The organism is Actinoplanes campanulatus, assembly GCF_014647795.1.
Classification (GTDB): Bacteria; Actinomycetota; Actinomycetes; order Mycobacteriales; family Micromonosporaceae; genus Actinoplanes; species Actinoplanes campanulatus.
On record NZ_BMPW01000009.1, the window covers coordinates 20,344 to 42,101 of the forward strand.

Annotated in this window: 24 protein-coding genes and 1 pseudogene; 15 read left to right on the forward strand and 10 right to left on the reverse strand. The window is 70.5% G+C overall.

Annotated elements, in window-relative coordinates; all coding sequences use genetic code 11:
* Positions 1 to 54 precede the first annotated feature (54 nt).
* The 3 genes from IEZ13_RS18295 to IEZ13_RS18305 all read right to left on the reverse strand — a co-directional run bounded on the left by IEZ13_RS18295 (position 55) and on the right by IEZ13_RS18305 (position 2,010).
* The gene (locus IEZ13_RS18295) at positions 55 to 330 is read right to left on the reverse strand and encodes a pectate lyase (protein ID WP_229794778.1); all 276 of its coding nucleotides are present in this window, start codon (positions 328 to 330) and stop codon (positions 55 to 57) included.
* Between the two features lie 132 nt (positions 331 to 462).
* Entirely contained in the window at positions 463 to 1,449 is a 987-nt protein-coding gene (locus IEZ13_RS18300) for a hypothetical protein (protein WP_183223335.1), read from the reverse strand.
* A gap of 84 nt (positions 1,450 to 1,533) precedes the next feature.
* Entirely contained in the window at positions 1,534 to 2,010 is a 477-nt protein-coding gene (locus IEZ13_RS18305; RefSeq protein ID WP_183223337.1) for a hypothetical protein, read from the reverse strand.
* On the opposite strand from IEZ13_RS18305, the gene IEZ13_RS18310 reads away from it, so the two are divergent.
* Positions 2,000 to 2,440 (forward strand): hypothetical protein, encoded by a 441-nt coding sequence (locus IEZ13_RS18310; protein WP_183223338.1) that lies wholly within the window; start codon positions 2,000 to 2,002, stop codon positions 2,438 to 2,440. The genes IEZ13_RS18305 and IEZ13_RS18310 overlap by 11 nt on opposite strands.
* A 107-nt stretch (positions 2,441 to 2,547) precedes the next feature.
* Here the strand turns inward: IEZ13_RS18310 and IEZ13_RS18315 are convergent, their stop codons facing one another.
* The gene (locus IEZ13_RS18315) at positions 2,548 to 3,147 is read right to left on the reverse strand and encodes a hypothetical protein (protein WP_183223340.1); all 600 of its coding nucleotides are present in this window, start codon (positions 3,145 to 3,147) and stop codon (positions 2,548 to 2,550) included.
* A 459-nt stretch (positions 3,148 to 3,606) separates the two neighbouring features.
* Here IEZ13_RS18315 and IEZ13_RS18320 point away from each other — a divergent pair, with 459 nt between their 5' ends.
* Positions 3,607 to 4,149 carry a DUF3592 domain-containing protein gene (locus tag IEZ13_RS18320; RefSeq protein ID WP_183223342.1) on the forward strand — a complete coding sequence of 181 codons (543 nt, stop codon included), beginning with the start codon at positions 3,607 to 3,609 and terminating at the stop codon, positions 4,147 to 4,149.
* Between the two features lie 1,287 nt (positions 4,150 to 5,436).
* Here the strand turns inward: IEZ13_RS18320 and IEZ13_RS18325 are convergent.
* Positions 5,437 to 6,549, reverse strand: a complete 1,113-nt coding sequence (locus IEZ13_RS18325; protein ID WP_183223344.1) for an ISAs1 family transposase — start codon at positions 6,547 to 6,549, stop codon at positions 5,437 to 5,439.
* On the reverse strand, positions 6,546 to 6,695 hold the full coding sequence (locus IEZ13_RS18330; RefSeq protein WP_189285748.1) for a hypothetical protein: 150 nt from the start codon (positions 6,693 to 6,695) through the stop codon (positions 6,546 to 6,548). Before IEZ13_RS18330 ends, IEZ13_RS18325 begins: the two co-directional genes overlap by 4 nt.
* Positions 6,696 to 6,906: 211 nt before the next feature.
* Between IEZ13_RS18330 and IEZ13_RS18335 the strand changes: the two genes are divergently transcribed.
* Positions 6,907 to 7,515: a hypothetical protein gene (locus IEZ13_RS18335; protein WP_183223346.1), complete on the forward strand. Its 609-nt coding sequence runs from the start codon at positions 6,907 to 6,909 to the stop codon at positions 7,513 to 7,515.
* 158 nt (positions 7,516 to 7,673) lie between these two features.
* Here IEZ13_RS18335 and IEZ13_RS18340 read toward each other — a convergent pair whose 3' ends face one another.
* Entirely contained in the window at positions 7,674 to 8,987 is a 1,314-nt protein-coding gene (locus IEZ13_RS18340; protein WP_183223348.1) for a polysaccharide deacetylase family protein, read from the reverse strand.
* Between IEZ13_RS18340 and IEZ13_RS18345 the strand changes: the two genes are divergently transcribed.
* Positions 8,971 to 9,363: a hypothetical protein gene (locus tag IEZ13_RS18345; RefSeq protein ID WP_183223350.1), complete on the forward strand. Its 393-nt coding sequence runs from the start codon at positions 8,971 to 8,973 to the stop codon at positions 9,361 to 9,363. The two genes, IEZ13_RS18340 and IEZ13_RS18345, sit on opposite strands and share 17 nt — an antisense overlap.
* A gap of 320 nt (positions 9,364 to 9,683) precedes the next feature.
* On the opposite strand, the gene IEZ13_RS47925 is transcribed toward IEZ13_RS18345, so the two are convergent.
* Both IEZ13_RS47925 and IEZ13_RS18355 read right to left on the reverse strand, forming a co-directional pair.
* Entirely contained in the window at positions 9,684 to 10,139 is a 456-nt protein-coding gene (locus IEZ13_RS47925) for a hypothetical protein (protein WP_183223352.1), read from the reverse strand.
* Entirely contained in the window at positions 10,136 to 10,396 is a 261-nt protein-coding gene (locus IEZ13_RS18355) for a bifunctional DNA primase/polymerase (protein WP_183223354.1), read from the reverse strand. The genes IEZ13_RS47925 and IEZ13_RS18355 overlap by 4 nt, the downstream gene beginning before the upstream one ends.
* 175 nt (positions 10,397 to 10,571) lie before the next feature.
* Between IEZ13_RS18355 and IEZ13_RS48225 the strand changes: the two genes are divergently transcribed.
* A complete protein-coding gene (locus tag IEZ13_RS48225) occupies positions 10,572 to 11,873 on the forward strand; it encodes an EAL domain-containing protein (protein WP_183223356.1) in 1,302 nt (433 codons plus the stop codon).
* 85 nt (positions 11,874 to 11,958) lie between these two features.
* Here the strand turns inward: IEZ13_RS48225 and IEZ13_RS47940 are convergent.
* A pseudogene (locus IEZ13_RS47940) lies at positions 11,959 to 12,042 on the reverse strand (IS6 family transposase); the annotation flags it as partial.
* Positions 12,043 to 12,218: 176 nt separating this feature from the next.
* On the opposite strand from IEZ13_RS47940, the gene IEZ13_RS18370 reads away from it, so the two are divergent.
* From IEZ13_RS18370 to IEZ13_RS18415, 10 genes are all read left to right on the forward strand, one after another.
* Positions 12,219 to 12,554, forward strand: coding sequence for a Trp biosynthesis-associated membrane protein (locus tag IEZ13_RS18370; RefSeq protein WP_183223358.1), 336 nt, complete (start codon positions 12,219 to 12,221; stop codon positions 12,552 to 12,554).
* Positions 12,555 to 12,871: 317 nt separating this feature from the next.
* Positions 12,872 to 13,303, forward strand: coding sequence for a PPOX class F420-dependent oxidoreductase (locus IEZ13_RS18375; RefSeq protein ID WP_183223360.1), 432 nt, complete (start codon positions 12,872 to 12,874; stop codon positions 13,301 to 13,303).
* A 20-nt stretch (positions 13,304 to 13,323) separates the two neighbouring features.
* Complete coding sequence (locus IEZ13_RS18380) at positions 13,324 to 14,199, forward strand: DUF6929 family protein (protein ID WP_183223362.1); 876 nt, start codon at positions 13,324 to 13,326, stop codon at positions 14,197 to 14,199.
* A gap of 180 nt (positions 14,200 to 14,379) precedes the next feature.
* Positions 14,380 to 15,153, forward strand: coding sequence for a slipin family protein (locus IEZ13_RS18385; RefSeq protein WP_183223364.1), 774 nt, complete (start codon positions 14,380 to 14,382; stop codon positions 15,151 to 15,153).
* Between the two features lie 74 nt (positions 15,154 to 15,227).
* On the forward strand, positions 15,228 to 15,776 hold the full coding sequence (locus IEZ13_RS18390) for a hypothetical protein (protein WP_183223366.1): 549 nt from the start codon (positions 15,228 to 15,230) through the stop codon (positions 15,774 to 15,776).
* Positions 15,773 to 16,453 (forward strand): PIG-L deacetylase family protein, encoded by a 681-nt coding sequence (locus IEZ13_RS18395; RefSeq protein WP_229794780.1) that lies wholly within the window; start codon positions 15,773 to 15,775, stop codon positions 16,451 to 16,453. The genes IEZ13_RS18390 and IEZ13_RS18395 overlap by 4 nt, the downstream gene beginning before the upstream one ends.
* Positions 16,450 to 17,781, forward strand: a complete 1,332-nt coding sequence (locus tag IEZ13_RS18400; protein ID WP_183223370.1) for a glycosyltransferase family 2 protein — start codon at positions 16,450 to 16,452, stop codon at positions 17,779 to 17,781. Before IEZ13_RS18395 ends, IEZ13_RS18400 begins: the two co-directional genes overlap by 4 nt.
* Positions 17,778 to 19,916, forward strand: a complete 2,139-nt coding sequence (locus IEZ13_RS18405) for an ATP-grasp domain-containing protein (RefSeq protein WP_183223372.1) — start codon at positions 17,778 to 17,780, stop codon at positions 19,914 to 19,916. Before IEZ13_RS18400 ends, IEZ13_RS18405 begins: the two co-directional genes overlap by 4 nt.
* Positions 19,916 to 21,061: a non-hydrolyzing UDP-N-acetylglucosamine 2-epimerase gene (wecB, locus tag IEZ13_RS18410; RefSeq protein WP_183223374.1), complete on the forward strand. Its 1,146-nt coding sequence runs from the start codon at positions 19,916 to 19,918 to the stop codon at positions 21,059 to 21,061. Before IEZ13_RS18405 ends, wecB begins: the two co-directional genes overlap by 1 nt.
* Positions 21,058 to 21,753, forward strand: coding sequence for an HAD family hydrolase (locus IEZ13_RS18415; protein WP_183223376.1), 696 nt, complete (start codon positions 21,058 to 21,060; stop codon positions 21,751 to 21,753). Before wecB ends, IEZ13_RS18415 begins: the two co-directional genes overlap by 4 nt.
* The last annotated feature ends 5 nt before the right edge of the window (positions 21,754 to 21,758 follow it).

A 21,758-nucleotide genomic window follows, 5' to 3' on the forward strand; every position in this document is an offset into this window, starting at 1 on the left:
GGGCGACCGCGAAGCGGCTGGGGGCGGCCGCCCCGGCGAGCGTCTACGGGCCGGTCACCCCGGTCGCGACACAGGCCGTGCCGGGCTGCCCAGGATCACGTTGCGCAGGGTCGCGCCGTCGGCCAACTGGAACAGCGGGTCCTGGCCCTCGTCCTGGCCGCCGTCACCGAGCGCGCCGCCACCGACGAACCGCTGGTTCTCGCCGTCGAACACACCGGTGACCTCGATCGTCTCGGTCACCACCTGCTCGCCGGTGGCCTCCGGAACCGCGGCCGAGGCGAAGTTCGTGAAGACGACCGCGGCGCCCAGCCCGAGAGCGACGACGGCCATCCCGATCACTCTGCTTCTGAAATGCCGTAATTGCGCCATCACGTGCCTTTCGGTAGCAGGGACGGGTTTCACTCCATAGGCACGGATCCTGATGGAAAGCGGTTTCCTCCAGGTCGCATAGTTAAGGATCAATTAAGGTGCGTCGCCGTACTCCGCACGGACATCCCGCCCATCACTCCGCTCACTGACAACCCGCCGGTACGCCCCCGCGGCCAGTGCCCCCGCCAGCACGACGACGGCCAGGTCACTGACCACGCCCAGCACGGTCGACGTCGGCACATAGGCCGGGGCGAAGGCGGCCCCGGCCGCGGCGGCGATCAACCCGGCCGACCAGCCGGCGACCACATGACGGGGCGACCACCCGGCCCTCCGGGACCAGGCCGGCACCAGAACGACCGCCGCCACGACGACGGCCACCCGCACCCCGACACCGAGCCGGCCGGTAGCGAACCACAAACCGATGTGGACGGCCAGCAGCACCGACCCGAACAGCAGCGGATGCGGCACCCACCCCACACCCGGCCGCGGCGTGCGCCGCCACCGGGGCAGCAACGCCACACCGACCAGCGCGACGATCACCGCCACGGCGAGCCCCAGTTGCGCCGGAGACAGCACGAACCCCTTCCGGCCGTCCTCGTCATCCGCGAAGATCATCAGGCTGCCCAGCAGGTAGAGCACACCGACACCGAGCAGGCCACGTCCACCCAGCCAGGGCCGGTGCCGGTACGGCGTACGCAGAAACGCCTCCACCAGCATGATCGGCGCACAGATGCTCAGCAGAACGTGATTACCGACGTAGTCGAGTGCCTTCTCGGCGAACCCCGGAGCCGACCCCGCGAACTCGGTGTCGTCCAGAAACCCCGGATTGAACAGCGACTGATCCACCAGCCCCGCCTGCACCACCCCGAACGCCGCCGCGAGCAGCACGATCACCGGCCAGCCGCCCCCACTACGACGGGCCGCCTCCCGAATGAGCACCGCCGCACCGCCGTAGAGCGGCCCCAGAAACAGAATCAGAAGCGGATACCAGGTGACCGGAAAACCACCCCACGACGCCTCCGCCGCCCACGGTGCCAGCACCAGCAGCGCCACCACCGGCGCCCAGCGCGCACGCTCCATCCCGTCGCCTCCCGTCCAGTCCGCGAGACCTCAACTCTCGCGAACCGTCCGGAAGCCCAGAACCGACCAAAGTCGATGAGGACGTCAACCGACGTACATACAGCTGTAGAGCAAAGCGAACAACCCCACCGCCGGAAGCAGGCTCAGCGCCCACCCCGAAGCCGCCGCGATCTTCGCCCCCCGGAATCGGTACAGCATCGCCCCCAGGAACAACGCCAGAAGAACCGCCCAGGTCAGGGCAGTCCCGATGACCGAACCCGTCCCGTTGTCGCTGAGCCCCTCCATCCACGCCACCTCGGCCCTCGCGGCCAGATAGAAGAACGGAATCGCACCCGCGATCACCCACAACGTCCTGCCGAACACCGATGCGGTAACCCGCAGACCCCGCTCTTCCCCGATCATGGCGACATTCTCACCCATCACTTCAACCCCCATTTCCGGTACGGCTACCCGAACCCGCCGTACCAGACCCGCAAGCCGCTGCCCACTCCCGCCTTTGCCGCGCCCGCCGGGCTTAGCTGCCCACTCACCCGCCATATACGATCCGCCGATGTCGTCCATCGCCTCGCTGCACATCGTCAAGCTCGGTGATCTGCCGGCAATCGTCAGCGCCGCCGGTCAGGAACGTGTGTGGGAGGCGATCCAGCATTCAGGCCGGGAAACGGGCGAGGAATACGGCTGGTCCGGCTACGTCATGCTGAACATCCTGGACAACCTGGACGTAACGCTGGAGAACCCCGACCTCCACGAATCGGCCGAGGCGATCAGCGCGGACTTCGGCCACACCACGCTGATCACCAGCAACGCCAAGGAATTCCTCGACCGGCTCGACCCGGCCGCCCACGAGATCGACGACCTGCTCGACGGCCCCATCGACCTGCAACTCGACGCCGAAGAATCCCGTCACGCGGTGGAGGACACGCTGTCGCTGTTGCGCGAGGCGATCGCCGGCCTCGCCGACGACGAGCTACTCCTGCTCACCATCGGCTGACCCTCCGTCCCTGCAGGACCGCCCGGTGAGCGAAAACGACGGTCATGGCACCCGTCGTCGCCGCGCAGCCGTCTTCGTCGGATCAGTGGTGGGCCGCGTTGCCCGAATCAGGCGGGCCCGGCGACCTCCAAGTCGACGAGAAAGCCCCGGGCCTGCCACTGCTCTGCAGGAAGGTGCTCGCGGGCCGACCGGAAGTACTCCTCGGGGCTCATGATCTGCAGGGTGCCGGGCTCGGGTTCCCAGTCGTCCGGCACGGGTTCGCCGAAGGACGGTTCGTCGCGCAGACGGGTGGGGCAGGCATCAGGAACGTCGGTCAGGCGCGCGCCCCCGGGCCGGCGGATCCACTCGCTGGTGCCGCGATCGTGCAGGTCATGCACAACGCGGACCCGCCGGACGATGCCCACCGTGACGGGCAGATCACCGATGATGCTCAGGAAGGCGTCGAAGCCCAGGCATCCGTCGAGCGTGACGTCACCCGCCCGATGATCGCCCTCCCGGATCGCGCGCAGGTCGCCGGCCTCGATGAGTTGCGCCCAGGGCTGTCCGTCGACATCGAGCAACGTGCCGGCCCGTACGACGATCTGGTGCAGCAGCAGGTCCTCGGGGAGATCCGGGGCGTCGAGCCATCTGAGGCGGGTCGAGACCTGTTCGCCCAGTGACCACGTGGTGTCGCGCGGAGCAGTGTCGAGTAGGACCGGCCAGAGCATCGATCCATCGTTTCACTGACGGTGAGGGCGGATGGGCGATGGGGCCATCCGCGTTCGCATGGTGCTCCGGCCGTTCACGCTGTCCTGTGACCGCGCCACCCGGGTGATCAAGATCTGCAAGCCGTTCGGGAACCCGTCACCGTGACCAAACACCGAACGTCTCCGTCTGGTCGAGTAGGAGCGAGGTCGGCTTCACCTACGGAAACGGGTTCAAAGACGCCCACTTGCGGCGAAAGCCCTCTGGCGGCGGCACTGGCGAACCTCGATCCGGTTGAAGCGCGTCTGCCGAAGACCTCCCTCGACGCTGTCCGGTCGCTCGCCCGTCGACCCGTGACGCCGTTCACCAGCGCCTACGAATGCCTTGCCGAATCGCCACATTCTTTGCGGCGTCGGAGAGGGCCGGATTCGCCCCCGTGTTCGGCAGCCCAGCCCTTCGCGAGCGTGCTCTACAGTCACGCCATGATCGGTGAGTCGCCCTGGTGGCATTACGTTGTGACGGCCCTTTTCGCGGGCGTCCCAGCCCTGGTGGGCGCCGGGTTGATCGTCGCCGCGGTGAGGCACTGGAGCAAGCTGCGCACCCTCACCGCCTCAGGCCGGCAGACGACCGCCCGCGTGGTCGACAACCAGTTGGAATCCTGGTCGGACGGCCAGACCCGTTTCCGCCCGGTGGTCACTTTCCAAACCGATTCGGGCCAGGAAGTGACGACAGCACTCGCCGACCTGGACGGGTTCCGATCCCACATCATCGGCACCGAAGTCCCCGTGATCTACGACCCCCAGAAGCCTTCCGAAGCGACACCGGCGCAAAAAGGCGGCGGACGGCTCGTCACCACGGTGGTGGTCGGCATGCTCTTCCTGGTGTTCGCCATATGCGCCTACCCGGCGATCACCGCGGTACTGGATGCGTTCGGTGACTTCGGTGACTTCGGCAGCTCCGTCGATTCGGTTGACGTCTCAGACCCCGACTTCGACTTCGACTTCGGCGACCTCGAGACACCGTAGTACCGGCAATGACCTGATGACAGGGATGCGCTCTCGGCGGCATGATTAGTCATCGCCCGCACGTTTACGGCTTGCCGTCGCCGGCTTCGGCCATCGTGGTTCAACTGTTTTTGGCGGATGAAAATAGAATGGCATGATCATCCGCTTACACTTCGTGATCGAAGTGCGAAAGAATTCATCTATGAGGCAAGGGTCGCTGTTCAGCAGGGCGCATATAGCGGAGATGCGCAACCCTGCGAAAGCGCGTAACCATTCTCCCGAGCGGGAGGATTTCCGTCGCGCGCAACAACGGCGTCGCGTTTTCGGTCTCGAGCGCCGCCACGCCGAGAAGCTCCGCCGCCTCCGTCGCGACGGCGCCGCCGAACCGGTGCCGACCGGCCTGGGCCACCCTGCCGCGTCTGTCGCGCCGACCGGCCTGGACCATCCTGCTGTGCCTGTCGCGCCGACCCGCCTGGACCATCCTGCTGTGCCTGCCGACGCGGGCAATCCTGCTTTGCCTGCTGTGCCTGTCGCGCCGTCCGCCGCGCCCACCGTGCCGCCGGTCGTTGCCGCTCCGCGGCCACGGGCTGCCGCACGGTGTGCACCGGACAACCGGAGACCGCCTGCCGCAACCGAGTCCCTCTGCGGGACCGCAACCACACCGCCGGCACCGCCCACGCCACGCACGACTGAAGCGCCCTCGACGCCGTACCCCGCGAACTCGCCGACGCGCCCGACAGCGAGTCCGTCTGCACAGGTCAGGCAACTGCGCGCGGCGTCGCCGCCACGCTGGCCGCTGGAATCGGTTCCCCAGGCTTTACTGGCGCGACCCCCGTCGCGGCGCCATCGAAACCCGCGACACCGGCCCACGGGCTGCAAGGGCGATGCTGTACCCCTACCGGGATCCCTCACCTCGGCTTGCCGGCCGCTGACAGCTCGAGCCGCAAACCGGCAACTCGGTTCCGGGCACGGCCACCGAGGCCGCCCCGACGACCCACTGTTCGAGGTGGCATCGTCACGAATGAGCCTGACCAGCACCCGATCACGGCCTCAGCGGCGCCCCGCGCTCCGGCGTTGTCGCATTCACCTCAGCCCACCACACAAAAAGAACGGAAGAACCACCGAATACAACCGGTATCCGATCAATTCTTAATGGACCGGCAAAACCGGGGAGATGTTCGAAATAGAATTGTTCGCCACCCGGATCGTGGGTGGCTGGCGCTCCGCGACGCTGTGCGCGTACATCGGCACGACAAGGCGCGGTTGGAACGCTCGGCCCCGGCTCGTGACGGCGGTGCCGGCCCAGGGTCATTGCGTGTTCGGGTAGCTGCTGGTCACGGCCGTGATGAGGTCGTTTGAACGGCGGTCGGCGCGTCGGTTGGCGCGGGCGATGTTCGTTTCGCCGTTGATGCGGTGCCAGCCGATCGCGGTGTTACGCAGGGTTGCCATGACGGCGGGTCCGGTGCCGGTCCGGGCCTGATGAAGATCCTCACGGAACGTGACATCTCTGACGTTATGGACCTGATTCTCGATCAACCATTCTGATCTGGCCCACTTCTGCAGGTCAGCGGGCTGAGCATCGGCCGCGGACAGGGACGTGACCAGATAGGCGGTCTCCCGGCTGGTCTTGCCCTCGACGGTGCGGGTCCGGGTGATCCGGACTGCTTGCCGGGCGTGCGGGAACGCGATCCCGCCCGGGATCTGCAGGGTGACGGCCTTGACCGTGCGGGTCTCCTTGCGGCCGTGACCACGGTCGCGGGTCCGGTCACCGACCGGGATCTGCGCCCAGGGAACGGCCTTGAGCTGGGCATGAAGGGTGGGCTGGTTGCCCTTGGCCTGGAGCAACAGGTGCGCACCGCGGCGGGTGATCTGCTCGGCGTGGCCGGTCTGGGTGTGCAGTGCGTCGGCGACGAACAGCACCCCGGCAAGGCTGCCCAGCAGGCTCTCCACGGCGTCGAGCAGCGGCGTGAACGACGGGATCTCGTTGCTCTTGGTGTCCACCGTGACCTGGGCGAGGACGATGCCGGTGCCGGTGTCCAGCGCGGACAGCAGGTGCACCTGACGGCCATCGGCCGGCCGGGCACCCCGCAGCGTTTTACCGTCAACGGCGATCACGGTCCGGTAGCGGCGCGGCCGACCGGCGACCGGCGCCGGTGTGCGGGCCCGGAGCCAGCCGGCCAGGACGCTGCTGACCAGGGCGTCGTCGAGGCGGGTCAGTAGCCGCCACACCGTGGTGCCGGCCGGCACGCCCCGGTCGAACCCGAGCCGTTGCTGATCCGGCTCGTCCAGGTCGTACAACCAGTCGGCGATCGCCGTGAACGAGGTGGCGCCGGCCAGGACCGCGCAGACCGCGACCGCCAGCAACGCTGCCAGGGGATAGCGCACCCCGCGAGGATTGCGCGGGTCCGGGACAAGGCTCACGGCGGCAGGAGCCCGCCGCGTTCACCGTCGGTGACCGGCGGTGGTGGCGTGTCGATGCCAGGGGTTGTCACGGTCAGTACGGAGATCAGAGATGATGCCATCGGCGGGTGGAGTCCTCGGTGATCGTGCAGCGTGAAGAACTCCATGATCACCTTGAGGGCTTCACCCGCTCCATCCGCCTCCATATAGGCCGATCACTCGACATCATCCCAGCTCAGAGCGTCTGCCCACGAGAACGCAACGGCCCTGGGTGCCGGCCTGGGGGCAGATCGACGGCCGAGACAGATCTGCCGGGGTAAGGCATCATTGCCGGGCCGCACTCCAGAGCGGCACAGTGGGAAGGCAAGAATGCTATCGATGCGTGAGAAAGTGGCTGCAACGAGGACCGGCCCTCAGCCATGGCGGCCATGGCGCAAGCTGGCCGCGCTGGTCGCCGCCGCGCTCGTTCTCCTCGCCGCCGTCGTGTGGTGGGGGCGCCCTCGACTCGGCGCGGGCAGTCTCGTCGGTCTAGGGAACGGCATGACCTGGGCGAACGACGGGGTCAAGGACGCCCGGATGCTGATCCGGGGGAGACCCGTCGACACCGTTACCGCCACCTTCAGCATCCGCAACGACGGCCGTCTGCCTTTCACGGTGCGTGGACTGGACCTCGCCGACGCGGGTACCTGGTTCGACCGGCAGCAGGTCACGTTCCTGCCCGGGCTCGACGCCGAGGACGGGAACGCGACACCGGCCCGCGAGGTGACGCTGAGCGCCGGGGACGAGGCAAGAGTCTTCTGGTCGCTCGACATGGCCTGCCAGCCGGCGATGCCGGAAGGCGGTACCCGGGAGATCACCACCCTGCCGTTCGAGGTCAGCTGGTGGGGCTTCACCACCACCCGTGAACTGGCCCTGGACCTGCCGATCACCTTCGTCGGCGACGACATCGGCCGCCCACCGGCCCCGAGCGAGTGCCGCATCGACTGACGAACATCGTTGCGCCCTGCTGGCGAGCAGCCTGGCCGGCGCGATGAACCCATCGGGTGGCGCCGTGCCCAGTCGCGGCCGCCGCACCGCCGCGCGGCGACCTGAGCCGCGAGACCGCGGGTGAGCCAGAGCCGGTCCCAGGCCGGGCGCGTCGACGGTCACATGAGGGCGACGAACTTCAGGCCCTTGGCCTGGAGGGCCGGGATGACGGTCTTCAGGGAGGCCAGCGTCTGGGATCGGTCGCCGCCGCCGTCGTGGCAGAGCAGGATCTGGCCGGGTTTGGCGGCGAGCAGACGCTTGGTGATGTGGGCGACGCCGGGGCGGGCCCAGTCGCGTGGGTCGGTGGTCCAGTCCATCGGGATCACGCCGCTCTTGGAGACCGACTCTGCCAGCCCGTTGGACCAGGCGCCGCCGGGGGAGCGGAACAGGTTCGGGGCGACCCCGGTGGTGCTGTAGATCTTGTCTTGAGCGCGGTGGATCTCCTTGAGCATCACGTGCGGCGGCAGCTTGGCCAGCTTGAGCGGATGGCTCCAGGTGTGGTTGGCGATCTGGTGGCCGTCGGCGGCGACGTCACGGGCGGTGGGCTCGTGGCCGAGGACCTGGTTGCCGATCATGCAGAACAGGGCCGGCACGTGGTGCTTCTCCAGCAGGCGCAGGATCGGGGCCGTCCACACCGGGTGCGGGCCGTCGTCGATGGTGAGCGCGATGGCGTCGGTGGGGAACGGGTCGCCCGGAACCAGCTTGCGGAAGTCCTTCAGCGTGTGCACCGGAACCTTGATGATCGGGGTCGTGGGCTTGGGCGTGGTGGGCGCCGGGGTCGGGCTCTGCGAGGGGGCGGGCTCGCTGACGACCAGGTTGGGGGCTTTGGGGGCGTTGGCCGCTTCCGGTTCGCCGCGACCGGCCAGGGCGGCGATCGTGCCGCCGATCAGGGCGGTGCCGGCGGCTGCCGGGATCGCCCAGAGCAGGCGGCGGCGGGCGACGGGTTTCCCCGGCGGCGGTACGACGGTAGGGGCCGGCAGGGCGATCGTCGGTTCGGCGGGCGGCGGGGTGACGGTCGGCGCGGACCGAGGGGCCGGCACGGACGGCAGGGCGACCGTCGACTCCGACGTGGGTTGGAGCGCCGGCTTGGGCGGGATCGGCAGGGCGATCGTCGGCTCCGGGGCGGGCGAGGACTCCCGGCTGACCGGCAGTGCCACCGTCGATTCCGGTGAGCTCCGGGGCTTGGGCAGCGCGATCGTCGGCTCCGATTCGGCGGAGACCACTGTGGTCGGCTCGGACTCATCCACCGCAGACGCGGCGGCTACTGCCGCGGCCACCTCCCCTGCCGAGAGGGCGATGGTCTCTTCGGCCGTATCCTCTATCGGGAGGGCGATGGTCTCTTCAGCCGCCTCCTCCACCGAGAGGGCGACCGTGTCCTCGGCAGCCTCCGACGCTGAGGGTGCGACCGTCGCGTCGGTGATCTCGGCCGCCAACAAGGTCACTGTCGGCTCGGACTCAGTCCCTTCCGAGACGGAATTCGCGGCCGGAGGGACCGCCGACAGATCAGCCGTCGGTTCGGACCCAGCCGAAGACGACAAGCCAACTGTCGTCTCGGAGATCTCCTCGGCCGGCAACGCGACCGTCAGCTCACCGTCACCGAGTTCGCCGGGTTCCGTCAAGGCGACCGTGGGTTCAGCCGACTCATCGACCTTGGCAGGTTCAGCGGACATGCTGTCCTGGGACGCCGCGGCGCGCTTATCGGTGTTCATCGGTGGGATTGTCGCGCGCGCGGTCAAATCGGTCTTCGTCTGTGTCCTGGCTGTGAACCACCCGCGCTGGCGCGATCTGCGTGCCCCTCTCGGTCGCTGACCTGCGGCGGAAACGACAGGTGATCATGCGATCACAGCCCGGCGGGAGCGGGGCCCGGAATCCGCCGCTCCGGTGACGTGCACCACATCCAAGATCGACGCATTTCGTCTCCGGTCACCGCCCCGGAGCGGACCGTCGCCACCATCGGCGCCGCATTGATCGAGTGGTGCACCTGGCTGCGGGATGTCGCCGGCCGGTTCGACCGGTTCCGCCCACTGGCCGCCGGCTGTCTGGGCGGCTGGGAACGGGATGAGGATGCCCGTAAGGGCGCTGTTGCCTTGGGCGATTGGGAGATGCGTTCAGCCTGGCCCGGTCATGGGTCAGATCGCGTGGGTGAGTTCGGTGAACGCTGCGGCGACCCGCCGTATGGGTGCAGTCTCGGTGGCGAGTTCGTAGTGTCCGCGGCGGAGGTTCTGGACGAAGGCATGTCCGGTGATCACGGTCTGGGCGGTGCGGTCGGTCCGTAGCCCGCGCATCGGCCGGAGGTGGTGTTTGAGAGCCGCCACCGCGTCGCGGCGGGCCGTCAGTAGAACAGGCCGTGACGCAGGTACCAGCGCACCGCCACCACGATCACCGCCGGCGGGAACCGGAACCCCGCGAACGCTGATCGAGCAGAAGAGCGCGGACCGGAACGGGCTACGGACTTCACCGGCCCACCATGCCTGATCACCTGGCCAACCGGCACCACAGCACCCGATCACCCAATGCAGCAGCGCCGCGGCGGCCGCGGCGTGCAGCTCGTCGACGTCGTCGGCGACCAGGCATAGGCGGATCACGGTGCCACCCCCGCGGCGGTTACGCCGGCGCGGCCGCGGCCGGTCAGCTTGCGGGTCAGCCATGCGGGCAGCGGTGCGATCGGCAGGTCGTGGGTGACGGTGTACGGCAGGCCGTCGATGACCGAGCCGGGGCCTACCAGGTAGCCCTCGCACGCGCCACGCCGACGGCGGACATCGCCCGGTGGGCCGAGGTGCACCGGTGTCGATGCCCGGCCCCAGCGCGGCGAATGCCCGGTGCTCGGCGTGCGCCGGGCCATGGCTTGCCGCCATGTGGTGGCGCCGCTGATGTCGATGCCAAGCAGCCGGCCGGCAGTGCGTGGTGCCCTACGTCATACATCTGTGTCGTAAAGCGAGTCGGGGTATGCCGCCGATAGAAGGGCGCTAGAGGGGGGCCGGGCGGCTCCGTGATCCGTAGAAAAGGCGAGAGACCGTATGACGATGCTGTTCCTGCGCGAGACGCCACTGCCCACCTCGGTGGTTACGGTGGCCGGGCGGTTGAGGACACCACGGCCGACCGAAAGCACGACGATCGAGAAGATCGTGGACCAGCGGCTGCTGACCACTGAGTTCCAGCCGGTGGTCAGCCTGGACAACCGACACGTGGTCGGCTTCGAGGCCTTCGCCCGGGGCCCGGTGAACACCCCGTTCGCCTCCCCCGCCGCGATGTTTACCGCTGCGGCGGCCACGAACCTGCTCGCCGAACTCGACATGCTCGCCCGGGCGGTCGCCGCGGACGCCGTCCTGAAGGTGGCCCTGCCCGACAAGACGCTGCTGTTCGTCAACGCGCTGCCCCAGGGGCTGCTCGCCGAAACCCCCGACGAGTTCGTCGCCCAGCTGCGCGAGGCTGTCGACCGGCACACGGTCGTCGCCGAGATCGACGATGCGGTGCTCACCGGCGACCCGCTCACCGCGCTGGCCGCAGCCGAACGGGTCCGTGCCCTCGGCGTCCGGGTGGCCATCGACAACTTCGGCGCGAGCACCGACGCGCTCGCGTTACTTCCGATCCTGGCACCTGACGTGATCAAACTCGACATGGCTCTGCTGGCCAATGCCCCCAACGCGCACACCGCGATGGTGCTGGACGCTGTGGCCGGCTACCGCCAGGCCACCGGCGCGCTCGTCGTCGCCCAAGGCGTTGAATACGACAATCAACTTCCGGTCGCCACCAGCCTGGGCGCCCGGCTCGGGCAGGGCTACCTGTTCGGGGCAGGCGCGACGGTCCCCCAGCTGTCCAGCGAAGGCGTCGACCGCATCACCCTGCCGAGAATGGTCACGGCCGATGACGACGACTCCGACCCGCTCGTGCTGCCCGGCGAGGAGATCATCGCGCCGGGAGCCCTGGTGCGGGAACTCGCCGCGCGTTTGGAAAGCACCGCCACAAGCAGTGACATCCCCGCTGCGATGGCCATCGTCTGCCCGAACGGCCGGTTCCCCTCCGGGGCACCGCTGGCCACCGCAAACCAGCTCGCCCGTAACAGCGCGATGACCGTTCTGCTCGCCCCCGACGCGGATCTACGCCCGATCCGACGCGTGCACATGGCGGCCCTGTCGAACGACAACCCGCTGTTCAACCAGACCGCCATCGCCATGATCACCCCGTCTACCGCCGCAGCCCTGGTCGCCACGGCTGTCCCGGACAGCGAGGACTTCTACACCTACCGGTTCAGCCGGGACCGGGACGTGGCCACCAGACTGCTACGCCACCTGATCACCCGCGCCGTCGAGGACGAATAGCTCTGGTCGGGTCGGACGGCACCGGTCCGGCGAACCCGGGCCGGTTGTCCCCTTCGGCTGGCAGCGGGGTGAACCGCTGTACTCACCGGTAGACGGTGACGTGATCGACGTGGATGCCGCGTTCGGCGAGCAGTTCCTCGACGTCGCGATAGAACGGCGCCGGCCGGATGGCGCCGTTCTGTCCGCGACTGGTGCCGATGAGGCATCGATGACCGGAACGGCGGTGCCCCGCTGTCGTGATCCAGGTCACATGTCGGTGTCGTTTGTGGTGATGTGGCGGATTGATGTGATCTTGGGTTGCCCTCCTGGCGCTATGGTGCCGTTCGAAAAATCGGGGAGGAAGACATGAATCTGCTGTTCACGATCGCCAAGAACCGCTGGGCCGCGCTGATCATCGGCCTGGTGCTGATCCCGCTGGGGCTGCTCAATGCGACCTCGACGGACCAGGTCACCTGCGGTGGCCAGGTGATGCAGGAGGGCGACATCTGCGAGACGAGCAGGCGGGGCTCCACGACCGAGCGCTCCTACGACGAGCAGAAGGAGAACGACGTCACCGGCAGCTACATCCTCGCCGGGGTCGGCGGCGTGCTGGTGCTCGTCGGCGCGACCCAGTTCGTGCTGCGTGCCCGCCGCCGCTCCGCCGACGCGACGACCGCCGACGCGCCTGCCACCGCCGCCTGACAGCGCGCCCCGGGTAGGCGCCCGGCGCCTACCCGGGAACGTGGCAGCGCCCCCGATCAGCGGATGCGGATCTCCTGGCGGGAGCGCGTCGGGGTGGTCAGCCGGACCAGGTCGTCGCGGTGCAGGGGCGGCTCGGCCAGGAACAGATCGCTGGGGGCGGGGCCGGGCAGGTCGGCGACGTTGAGGACCCACGCCCCGGGAGCGTTTCGTCCACTCGGTGAGGACGCGCTGTACGACGATCACCTGGTCGCCGTGGCGCGACGGATGGTCATGCGGCAACCGGAATACCCGGCCTACCAGGAGAGCTTGGCAGGGTTATGAGCGCTGACCAGTTCGATCCTCGTGAGTTGCTTGCCGCCGCCCGGCTCGGAGTGCTGGCGACGATCAAGGCCAACGGCCTGCCGCAGTTGTCGCCGGTGACGCCCTACTACGACCGGGACGCCGACACGATCTACGTGTCCATCGTCGAAGGGCGGGCCAAGACCGCCAACCTGCGCCGTGATCCACGGGCCGCCATCGAGGTGACCAGCGCGGACGGCTGGTCGTGGGCGACCGCCGAGGGGCCGGTGACGCTCACCGGGCCGGGCTCCGACCCGTACGGGCCGGAGGTCGAGGCCCTGGTCGGCTACTACCGTAGTGCGGCCGGTGAGCACCCGGACTGGGAGGAGTACCGGCAGGCCATGGTCTCCGACCGGCGCGTGCTGATGGCTCTCCGGGTGAACCGCGTCTACGGCGCGAAACTTCGCTGAACAGTGGCAGGATCAGGGTCGTGCGACTGGAGATCGAGGACAGCGCGACACTGACCTTCGACGACGGCTCACCGGTGCGGTCCGCGTCGGCGATCGCGTCGTTCGGCGACGGCTGGCTGGTGGTGCAGGACGACGCCACCCACGCCGCCTGGTGGCGACCGGATTCGATTACCCCGGTCCGCGTCATCGATCCGATCGGCGGGCTGGACGAGTTCAGTGCGGCGGCCGGCACCAAACACTTGAAACCGGACTTCGAGGCGGCCTGCGCCCTGGCCGGCGGGCAGGTGCTGCTGCTCGGCTCCGGCTCCTCACCGAACCGGATGCGCGCCTCCCTGGTCGGCTCGTCCGGCTACACGGTCGCCGACCTGCGGCCGCTCTACCTCGCGGTCGCCGCCGCCCTCGGCCTCGCCGAGGAGCAGCTCAACCTGGAGGGCGCCTGCCTGGTGGGGGACCGGCTGCGCTGGTTCCAGCGCGGCAACCTGACGGCCGGCGCGCCGAGCGCCTCCGCCGACGTGGACGCGGCCGCCCTGCTCGCCGCGGTCCGCGGTGAGGCCCCGCCCGACCTGGTCCGGGTCGGCGAGGTCCGGGTGCACGACCTCGGCGATGTCGACGGCGTGGCCTTCGCGGTGACCGACGCGGTCACCCTGCCGGACGGGCGGGTGCTGGTCAGCGCCGCCGCCGAGGACACCCCGAACGCGGTCGACGACGGCCCGGTCCTCGCTTCCGGGCTGGCCCTGCTCGACGGCGGTTTCGTGGAGATTCCCGGCGCCGAGAAGGTGGAGGGGCTGACGATCCGGGAGGTCACCGGCGACGGCGTACGCCTCCATGCGGTGGTCGACGCCGACGACTACGACGCGCCGTCACGGCGGCTGGCGCTGCGGCTGATATTGCGTTGAACGTACCGCCGGGGGTTTGCCATGCTCGGTGCGGCCCCGGCGGCTTCAGAAGAAAGCGCCTAAGCAGCGTGCGCACTGGCGATGAAACCACGCTTGTTCGCTGCCATCCTCCGCGACCGATCCTTCACATCGGAACCGCTACGGGGCCACCCTTTCTCGTAGAAGTACAGAGGTGTGCCCATGTCCAGTGAGGTGATCATTCGTAGCGGATTCCGTGGCCTGCGCTACGTCGACGGCCGGTTCGACCAGGTCCTCGATCCCGGCCGGTACGACGTGCCGGTCAGCCGGTGGGGCCGCCGGGTGCCGAAGGTCGAGATCCTCATCGTCGACCTGCGCGAGCGTGAGCTCAACATCAAGGGCCAGGAGATCCTGACCGTCGACAAGGTCGCGGTCCGCGTCAACATCATCACCCACTTCCGGGTCGTCGACCCGGTCGCCGCCGTGGAGCGGGTGGCCGACTACGGCGACCGCGTCTACAGCGACGTCCAGCTCGCCGCCCGGCGTTCGCTGGCGTCCATGACGCTCGAGGGCATCCTCACCAACCGCAACCAGCTCAGCGAGGACATCCTGCGCGACGTCGAGGGCGTCTCGGCCGGCTACGGCGTCGAGATCATCCGCGCCGACGTGAAGGACCTGATCTTCCCGGGCAACCTCCAGGACGTCATGAACCGGGTGCTCACCGCCCAGCGGCTCGCCGAGGCGCAGATGATCGAGGCGCGCACGAAGGCGGACCGGGAGCGGCTCGCCGCCGAGGCCGACGCCGAGGCGAAGCGGATCCGCGCCGACGCCGAGGTCGACGCGCTGCGCCGGCTCGCCGACGCGGCCCAGGCGTACGCCGAGCATCCGGCCCTGCTGCGGCTGCGCGAACTGGAGACGCTCGGCGCGCTCGGCGCCAACGCGGCGGCCCGTCTGTACATCGGCTTCGACAAGCACAGTGATCAACTGAACGACTAGACCTCCTCAAGCCGGTGACGGCGCGACCGATCAGACACGTCGCGCCATCACTCGGACCCCGGAGGTCATCTGTCATGCGTCTCGTTCCACCCCTGCTACGCCGGCCCCGGGCCGCGCTGGCAGCCGGCGCCGTCGCCCTGGTCGCGGCCGTCGCGGCGGCACTTCTGTTCAACGGCGGCCCGGCCGCGGCCACCTGGAAGACCCTGTCCGGCACCCCGACCTGCGACTGTGTCGTCAAGGACAGCGGCAGCGGGAAGTACCGGGCGGTCTTCGGCTACGTCAGCAACGCCTCCGCCAACGGCACCATCGCGGCCGGCGACAACAACAGGCTCACGCTGGACGGCGGCACCATGTCCACCGACGCCAAGGTCACCACCGTCTTCCAGCCGGGCACCCACAAGGCGTCCTTCACCACCGGCTGGGTCACCAAGGAGACCAGCGTCACCTGGAAGGTCGGCGGCAAGGAGGTCACCGCCAACTGGAAGCGCCCCACCTGCGGCAACGACGTCAGCCTGCCCGCCGGTGGCAACGGCTTCGGCCCGATCCTGGCGTTTCTGGCGGCCGGTGTCGTCGCCGTCGCGGTGACGGTGTGGCGCAAGCGCCGGGGGGCCCGGGTCTCGTGACGCGCAGCGTGCTGGCGGTCGGGGCGCACCCCGACGACATCGAGCTCGGCTGCGGCGGAGCCCTGGCGGCCCACCGGGCCGCCGGGGACGCGGTGACGATGCTGGTGGTCACCGGTGGCCAGAGCGGCCCCGGCGCCACGGCCGGCCGGCGCGCCGAGGCGGAGGCCGCCGCGTGCAGCCTCGACTGCCTGCTCATCTGGGGGAACCTGGTGGACTGTGCGGTCAGCGCCGACGCCGCCACCATCGCCCTCATCGAACGGGCCCTGGAGCGGACCAGGGCCGACGTCGTCTACGTGCACGCGCCCGACGACTCGCACCAGGACCATCGGGCGGTCGCCGCGGCCACCGTCTCGGCGGCCCGGCACATCCGCCGGGTGCTGCACTACCGCAGCCCGTCCACCACGAGGTTCGAGCCGTCGGTGTACGTCGACATCGCCGCCCACCTGGACCGCAAGCTCGACGCCCTGTCGTGTCACCGCAGCCAGGTGGAGAGCTCCGCGATGGTCGACCCCGAGGTGGTGGCCGCGTCGGCCCGCCACTTCGGGGCGCAGGCCCGCATACGGTACGCCGAGGCGTTCGTCCCCGGCCGTTTCGTCTGGGATCTGGCCCCGCTGCCGGTCCTCCCCGACGACCTGGTGGGGGCCGGCGACTACCTGATGGCCAGGACAGCGGCATGACCGGGCGGGGGCGCCGCCGGGCGGTGTCCCCGCACCACCGCCTCGGTCTGCTCGCCCACCTCGCCGTCTTCGCGGTCACCGTCGCGGTCCTCGGGCTGGACTCCACGCTCGGCTGGATCGCGACCGTACTCAACGTGGTCTTTCTGCTGTTCTTCTTCCGGCACCTCGGGTTCGCGGTCGCCGCCGCCCGCTGGACCGAACGCGACCTGGACGCCCCGCTCGTCGGCGCCGAGTCGTTCACCCCGCCGGTGGCCGTGCTGGTCGCCTGCAAGGACGAGGAACTCGTCGTCGACGGCATGGTCGCGGCCCTGCTGGCGCTGGACTACCCGCACTCGGCGCTGACCGTCGTGGTCGTCGACGACGCCTCCACCGACGGCACCGGCGCCCGCCTGGACGCGCTCGCGGCCGCCGACCCGCGGCTGCGCGTGCTGCACCGGCGGACCGGCGCGGGCGGCGGCAAGTCGGGTGCGCTCAACGACGCCCTCGCCCTCGTCGACGACGCCCAGATCGCGGTCGTCTTCGACGCCGACCACCAGCCCGAACCGGACGTGCTGCGCAGGCTGGTACGCCACTTCCGCGACCCCCGGGTCGGGGCCGTCATGGGCCGGTGCGTGGTGCGCAACGGCGTCGAGTCGTCGCTGGCCTCCACCATCTTCATCGACTACCTGTCCGGCTACCTGGTCAACGAGTACGGCCGGCAGGCGCTCTTCGAACTCCCGGCGTACGGCGGGGCGAACTGCGCCGTGCGGACCGACCTGATCCGGGCGCTCGGCGGCTGGAACCCGCACACCGTCACCGAGGACACCGACCTCACCCTGCGGCTGCTGCTCGACGGATGGCGGGTCCGCTACGACCCGTCGGCGGTCGACTTCGAGGAGGCGGTGCTCTCCTCGCGGCGGTTCTGGAAGCAGCGCTACCGGTGGGCGCGCGGCCATCAGAAGTGCCTGCGCGACTACTGGCGGCCGATCCTCACGACCCGTCACCTGTCGCCGATGGAGAAGCTCGAGACGATGCTTTTCCTCTGGGTCTACCACGTACCGGTGCTGTGTGGTCTTGGTCTTCTCCTCATCGTCCTGCGCGCCCTCGGGATCGGCGACCAGTCGGCGGTCTCCATGGTGTCGCTGTCGGCGCTGCTCTTCGCCGGCCCGTTCACCGAGCTGGCGGTCGGGCTGGTGCTGGGCCGGGTGGAACGAAGGGCGGTGTGGATGTTGATCGGGTTCATCCCGGCGTTCGGGATGTCCATCCTGACCGCCACCAAGGCCTACCTCGACGGCATGTGGGGCACCCTCTACACCTGGTCGAAGACGGCCCGCTCGGGTGTGACATGAGCCGGGTCGAGGAGCGGCTCAACCGGGCGCTCGCCCGGCGGGAACGCCGCTGGAGGCCCGCCGCCACACCGCTGCGCCGCCAGCTCGTGCTGCTCGAGCTGATCGGCGCGGTGGTCGGCTGTGTGGGCGGCTACCTGCTCTTCATCGACCCGGTACGCCGCTTCGAGGTCACCCTGGCCTCCCGGATCATCGACCTGCTCGGCGTCGACCGGGTCTCCGGCGCGCTCGGCGACGGCTTCATCGTCTTCGGCCCGAACCTGGAACCGGTCGTCGCCGAGATGACCGGATCCTGCTCGATCCTGAGCAGTGTGCTGGCCCTGGCCGCGCTGGCCGTGGTCGCCCTCCGGCAGCGCCCGCAGGCCCTTCCCGGCTTCCTGGCGGCCGCCGTCTTCGTCCTCGCCGCCAACCAGGTTCGGCTGCTCGGCTCCCTGCTGGCCGGCCGCTACTTCGCCGTCGACGCGCTGGTCTTCTTCCACGACTGGATCGGCGCGGTCCTCAACTTCGCCTACACCCTGATCGGACTCCTCATCATGATCGGACTGACGATGTACGACGCCCAGCGCGCCGAACAGGACCGCACCGGCCGCCACACCGCCGATCGCCCGGCCGCCTGGGCCCGCCCGGGGCTCGGCCACCGGGTGCCCGTCGAGGACACCCGGGAGCCCGGTGTGCAGATCGCCGCCGTGGTCCACCGGCGGATCCTGCCCAAGGCGGTGTCGCGCCGCCTGGCCCGCCGCCGCGAGCAGCGCCGCATCGACTACCGGGTCGGCCACGAGACCCCGGCCCGCCGCGCCGAGATCATCCGCGAGCTGGCCGGCAAGGGCCTCGGCGTGCACACCGCCACCCTGCTGGCGGTCGCCTCGTACGAAACGGATCCTCTGGTTCTGGACACCCTGGCCGGTGTGGTCGCCGCCCGCCAGTGGGAGCCGGTCGCCGGCGGCGACGTCATCGCGCTGCGCCTGTGGGCCCGCGCCTGGCTGATGCGCGCACCCGGGCAGCGGTCCATCGCCGAGACCGGCCGCCTCGTCGCCGTCACCGGAGCGGGCGGCCCGGCCGGTGTCGCCGTCGTCAAGGCCCTCCAGGCGGCCGGCGACCACGTGCTCGCCCTCGATGCCAACCCCGACGCGGCCGGGCTGCGCCTGGCCGGCCGCAGCGCCGTACTGCCCTGTGCCGGCCACCCCGGCTTCGCGGAAGCCCTGCTCGCCGTCCTCGAGGAGCACCGGCCGGCCGCGCTGGTCTGCACGGTCGCCGAGGAGTACGCCGCCCTCGCCCCGCTCACCCCCGCCATGGACGAGCTGGGCGTGAAGACCTGGCTGCCCGACCCGGCCGCCGCGGAACGCTGCATCGACAAGATCGCCTTCGCGAGGACCATGCACGCCGCCGGTGTGCCGCACCCGGCGACCGCCTGGACCCCGGCCACCCTCGGCCTCGTCCCCGGCCCCTGGGTCGTCAAGCCGGCCCGCGGCCGCGGCAGCCGCGACGTGGTCCTGGTCGACGACCCGGCCGATCTCGGCCGTGCCTTCGCCGCGGTGCCCGGCGCCGTCGTGCAGACCCGCGTCACCGGCCGCGAATTCACCGCGGACACCCTGGTCGGGCCGGACGGCACGCTGCTCGCCTGCGTACCGCGGTGGCGTGACGAGACCCGCGGCGGCGTCTCCGTGCGCGGCACCACGTTCACGTCGGTCGCGGTCACCGAGATCGTCGCCGCCACCCTGCGCGCGGTCGGGCACACCGGGCCCGCCAACGTGCAGGGCTTCGTCGCCGACTCCGGGGACGTCACCGTCGTCGAGGTGAACCCGCGCTTCTCCGGCGGCCTGCCGCTCACCCTCGCGGCCGGTGCCGACGTCGTCGGCGCCTACCTGACCGCGATCCTCGACCCGTCGGCGCCGCTGCCCACGCTCGGCTTCCGGCCCGGCGTGCGGATGGCCCGCCACTTCGCCGAGGTCTACTACACGGCCGACGGCACGCCGGTCGCCGACCCGCTCGACCCGGTCACCTGCTCGGTTCCCGGCTTCGGAGCGGCCAGGCCGATCGCCCACTCACCCTCCGGCCCGGCGTCCCTTCAAACCCCTTCCCCGGTACGGGCGGAGCAGGCTCCCGCGATCGACCAGGGCATGTTCGTGGCGGTGGGATGATGAGGACGCGTCACGTGCTGGTGCCCTTCGGCACCCGGCCCGAGGTCATCAAGCTCGCCCCGGTCGTGCACGCCCTGCGCGCCGCCGGGCACCGGGTCACCGCCGTCGACACCGGCCAGCACCAGGACGCCGTGATGAGCGGCGACATCCAGCGCACTCTCGGCCTCGCCCCGGACCTGCGCCTGCCGAAACCGAACGGCCTCGGCGCCCTGGTCACCGCGGCCGCCGCGGTGCTCCCCGATCAGGGCGCCGACCTGGTGCTGGCGCTCGGTGACACGCACACCGTGCCCGCCTACGCCCTGGCCGCCCGAGGGGCCGGCATCCCGTTCGCACACCTCGAAGCCGGCCTGCGCAGCTTCAACCCGCGCAGCCTCGAAGAGGTCAACCGCCGGGTCGCGGCGGCCACCGCCCAGCTCCACTTCGCACCCACCGACCGGGCCGCCGCGTTTCTGCGCGCCGAGGGCGTACCCGTTGAAAGGATCTTCGTGGTCGGCAACCCGGTGATCGACACCCTGCGTGCGAAGGGCGTCCGGCCGGTGCCGGCCGCCGACCGCGCCGGAGTGCTGGTCACCGCCCACCGCGCGTCCAACGTCGACGACCCGGCCCGGCTGGCCCGCCTCGTCGACGTCGTCGGCCGCCTCGCCGCGATCGGCCCGGTCCGCTTCCCGGTCCACCCGCGCACCCGCGCCCGCCTGCACGAACACGGCCTGGCCGGCCGGCTGGCCGCACTGACCGGGGTGACCTGCGAGGACCCGCTGCCCTATGACGACCTGCTGACCGCCCTGGCCCGCGCACGCGTGGTGGTCACCGACTCCGGCGGCCTCCAGGAGGAGGCGGCCTACCTGGGCGTGCCCGTCGTGGTGCTGCGCCGCTCCACTCCACGCTGGGAAGGCGTCGAGGCCGGAACCGCCGTCCTCACCGGAATCACCAGCAACGCCGAGGCCGACCGCGCGGTAGCCGCCGCCCACCACCTGAGCACCCCGGCCGAGCTGTCCCGGGTGGCCGCGCTGCCCTGCCCGTACGGTGACGGCCACACCGGCGCCCGGGTCGCCGCCCTGCTGGCCGACCCGGCCCTCGATGCGTTGCTCACCCTCGACGAACCCGACCACACCGACGGCACTCTCCCCTGGGAACTCGCGTCATGACCTTCTTCGAGAAGCCCCCGCTGGCCGTCGTCATCGACCTCGACGACACCCTCTACCCACAGTCCACCTACCTGTACGGGGCCTCCCGCGCGGTGGGCCGGGCCGGCGCCGCCGCCGGCCTCGACCAGATCCGCCTCAGCCGTGCGGTCCGCCGCCAGCTCGTCGCGGGCTCGGACCGGGGCGGCACCATCGACCGGGCCCTGGCCGCCTACGGCATCGGCCCCGACCTGGCCGCCGACCTGATCCCCACGCTGGTCGCGGCGTTCACCGCCTACCGCCCCCGCCGCCTGCCGAGCTACCCCGGCGCGAAGGCTGCGCTGGCCGCGATCAGCGCCCGCTACCCGGTAGCCTGCCTCACCGACGGCAACCCGGCGATCCAGCGCGCCAAACTCGCCGCCACCGGCTTGACGGACGCCTTCGCCACCATCGTCATCACCGACGAGCTGGGCGGTCGCACGCTGCGCAAACCCCACCCCGAGGGCCTGCGCCAGGTGGCCGAGACGCTCGGCGTACACCCCTCGGACCTGGTCGTGATCGGCGACCGCCCCGGCAAGGACATGGCCGTGGCGGCGGCCCTGGGCGCCCGCTCCATCCGGGTCCGAACCGGCGAGTACGCCGACGCCCCCGACGCGCCCCCCGCCACCGCCTGCGTCCCCGACCTGACCGCCGCCGCCACCCTCCTCGGCGTCTGACTCTT

Coding starts and splice junctions, on each gene's coding strand:
- IEZ13_RS18405 (WP_183223372.1), top strand. CDS start 17,778: ATGAGCCGGGTCGAGGAGCGGCTCAACCGGGCGCTCGCCCGGCGGGAA.
- IEZ13_RS18305 (WP_183223337.1), bottom strand. CDS start 2,010: ATGGACGACATCGGCGGATCGTATATGGCGGGTGAGTGGGCAGCTAAG.
- IEZ13_RS48225 (WP_183223356.1), top strand. CDS start 10,572: ATGACGATGCTGTTCCTGCGCGAGACGCCACTGCCCACCTCGGTGGTT.
- wecB (WP_183223374.1), top strand. CDS start 19,916: ATGAGGACGCGTCACGTGCTGGTGCCCTTCGGCACCCGGCCCGAGGTC.
- IEZ13_RS18300 (WP_183223335.1), bottom strand. CDS start 1,449: ATGGAGCGTGCGCGCTGGGCGCCGGTGGTGGCGCTGCTGGTGCTGGCA.
- IEZ13_RS18415 (WP_183223376.1), top strand. CDS start 21,058: ATGACCTTCTTCGAGAAGCCCCCGCTGGCCGTCGTCATCGACCTCGAC.
- IEZ13_RS18310 (WP_183223338.1), top strand. CDS start 2,000: ATGTCGTCCATCGCCTCGCTGCACATCGTCAAGCTCGGTGATCTGCCG.
- IEZ13_RS18400 (WP_183223370.1), top strand. CDS start 16,450: ATGACCGGGCGGGGGCGCCGCCGGGCGGTGTCCCCGCACCACCGCCTC.
- IEZ13_RS18315 (WP_183223340.1), bottom strand. CDS start 3,147: ATGCTCTGGCCGGTCCTACTCGACACTGCTCCGCGCGACACCACGTGG.
- IEZ13_RS18320 (WP_183223342.1), top strand. CDS start 3,607: ATGATCGGTGAGTCGCCCTGGTGGCATTACGTTGTGACGGCCCTTTTC.
- IEZ13_RS18370 (WP_183223358.1), top strand. CDS start 12,219: ATGAATCTGCTGTTCACGATCGCCAAGAACCGCTGGGCCGCGCTGATC.
- IEZ13_RS18375 (WP_183223360.1), top strand. CDS start 12,872: ATGAGCGCTGACCAGTTCGATCCTCGTGAGTTGCTTGCCGCCGCCCGG.
- IEZ13_RS18355 (WP_183223354.1), bottom strand. CDS start 10,396: ATGGCCCGGCGCACGCCGAGCACCGGGCATTCGCCGCGCTGGGGCCGG.
- IEZ13_RS18295 (WP_229794778.1), bottom strand. CDS start 330: ATGGCCGTCGTCGCTCTCGGGCTGGGCGCCGCGGTCGTCTTCACGAAC.
- IEZ13_RS18335 (WP_183223346.1), top strand. CDS start 6,907: ATGCGTGAGAAAGTGGCTGCAACGAGGACCGGCCCTCAGCCATGGCGG.
- IEZ13_RS18385 (WP_183223364.1), top strand. CDS start 14,380: ATGTCCAGTGAGGTGATCATTCGTAGCGGATTCCGTGGCCTGCGCTAC.
- IEZ13_RS18390 (WP_183223366.1), top strand. CDS start 15,228: ATGCGTCTCGTTCCACCCCTGCTACGCCGGCCCCGGGCCGCGCTGGCA.
- IEZ13_RS18330 (WP_189285748.1), bottom strand. CDS start 6,695: ATGGAGTTCTTCACGCTGCACGATCACCGAGGACTCCACCCGCCGATG.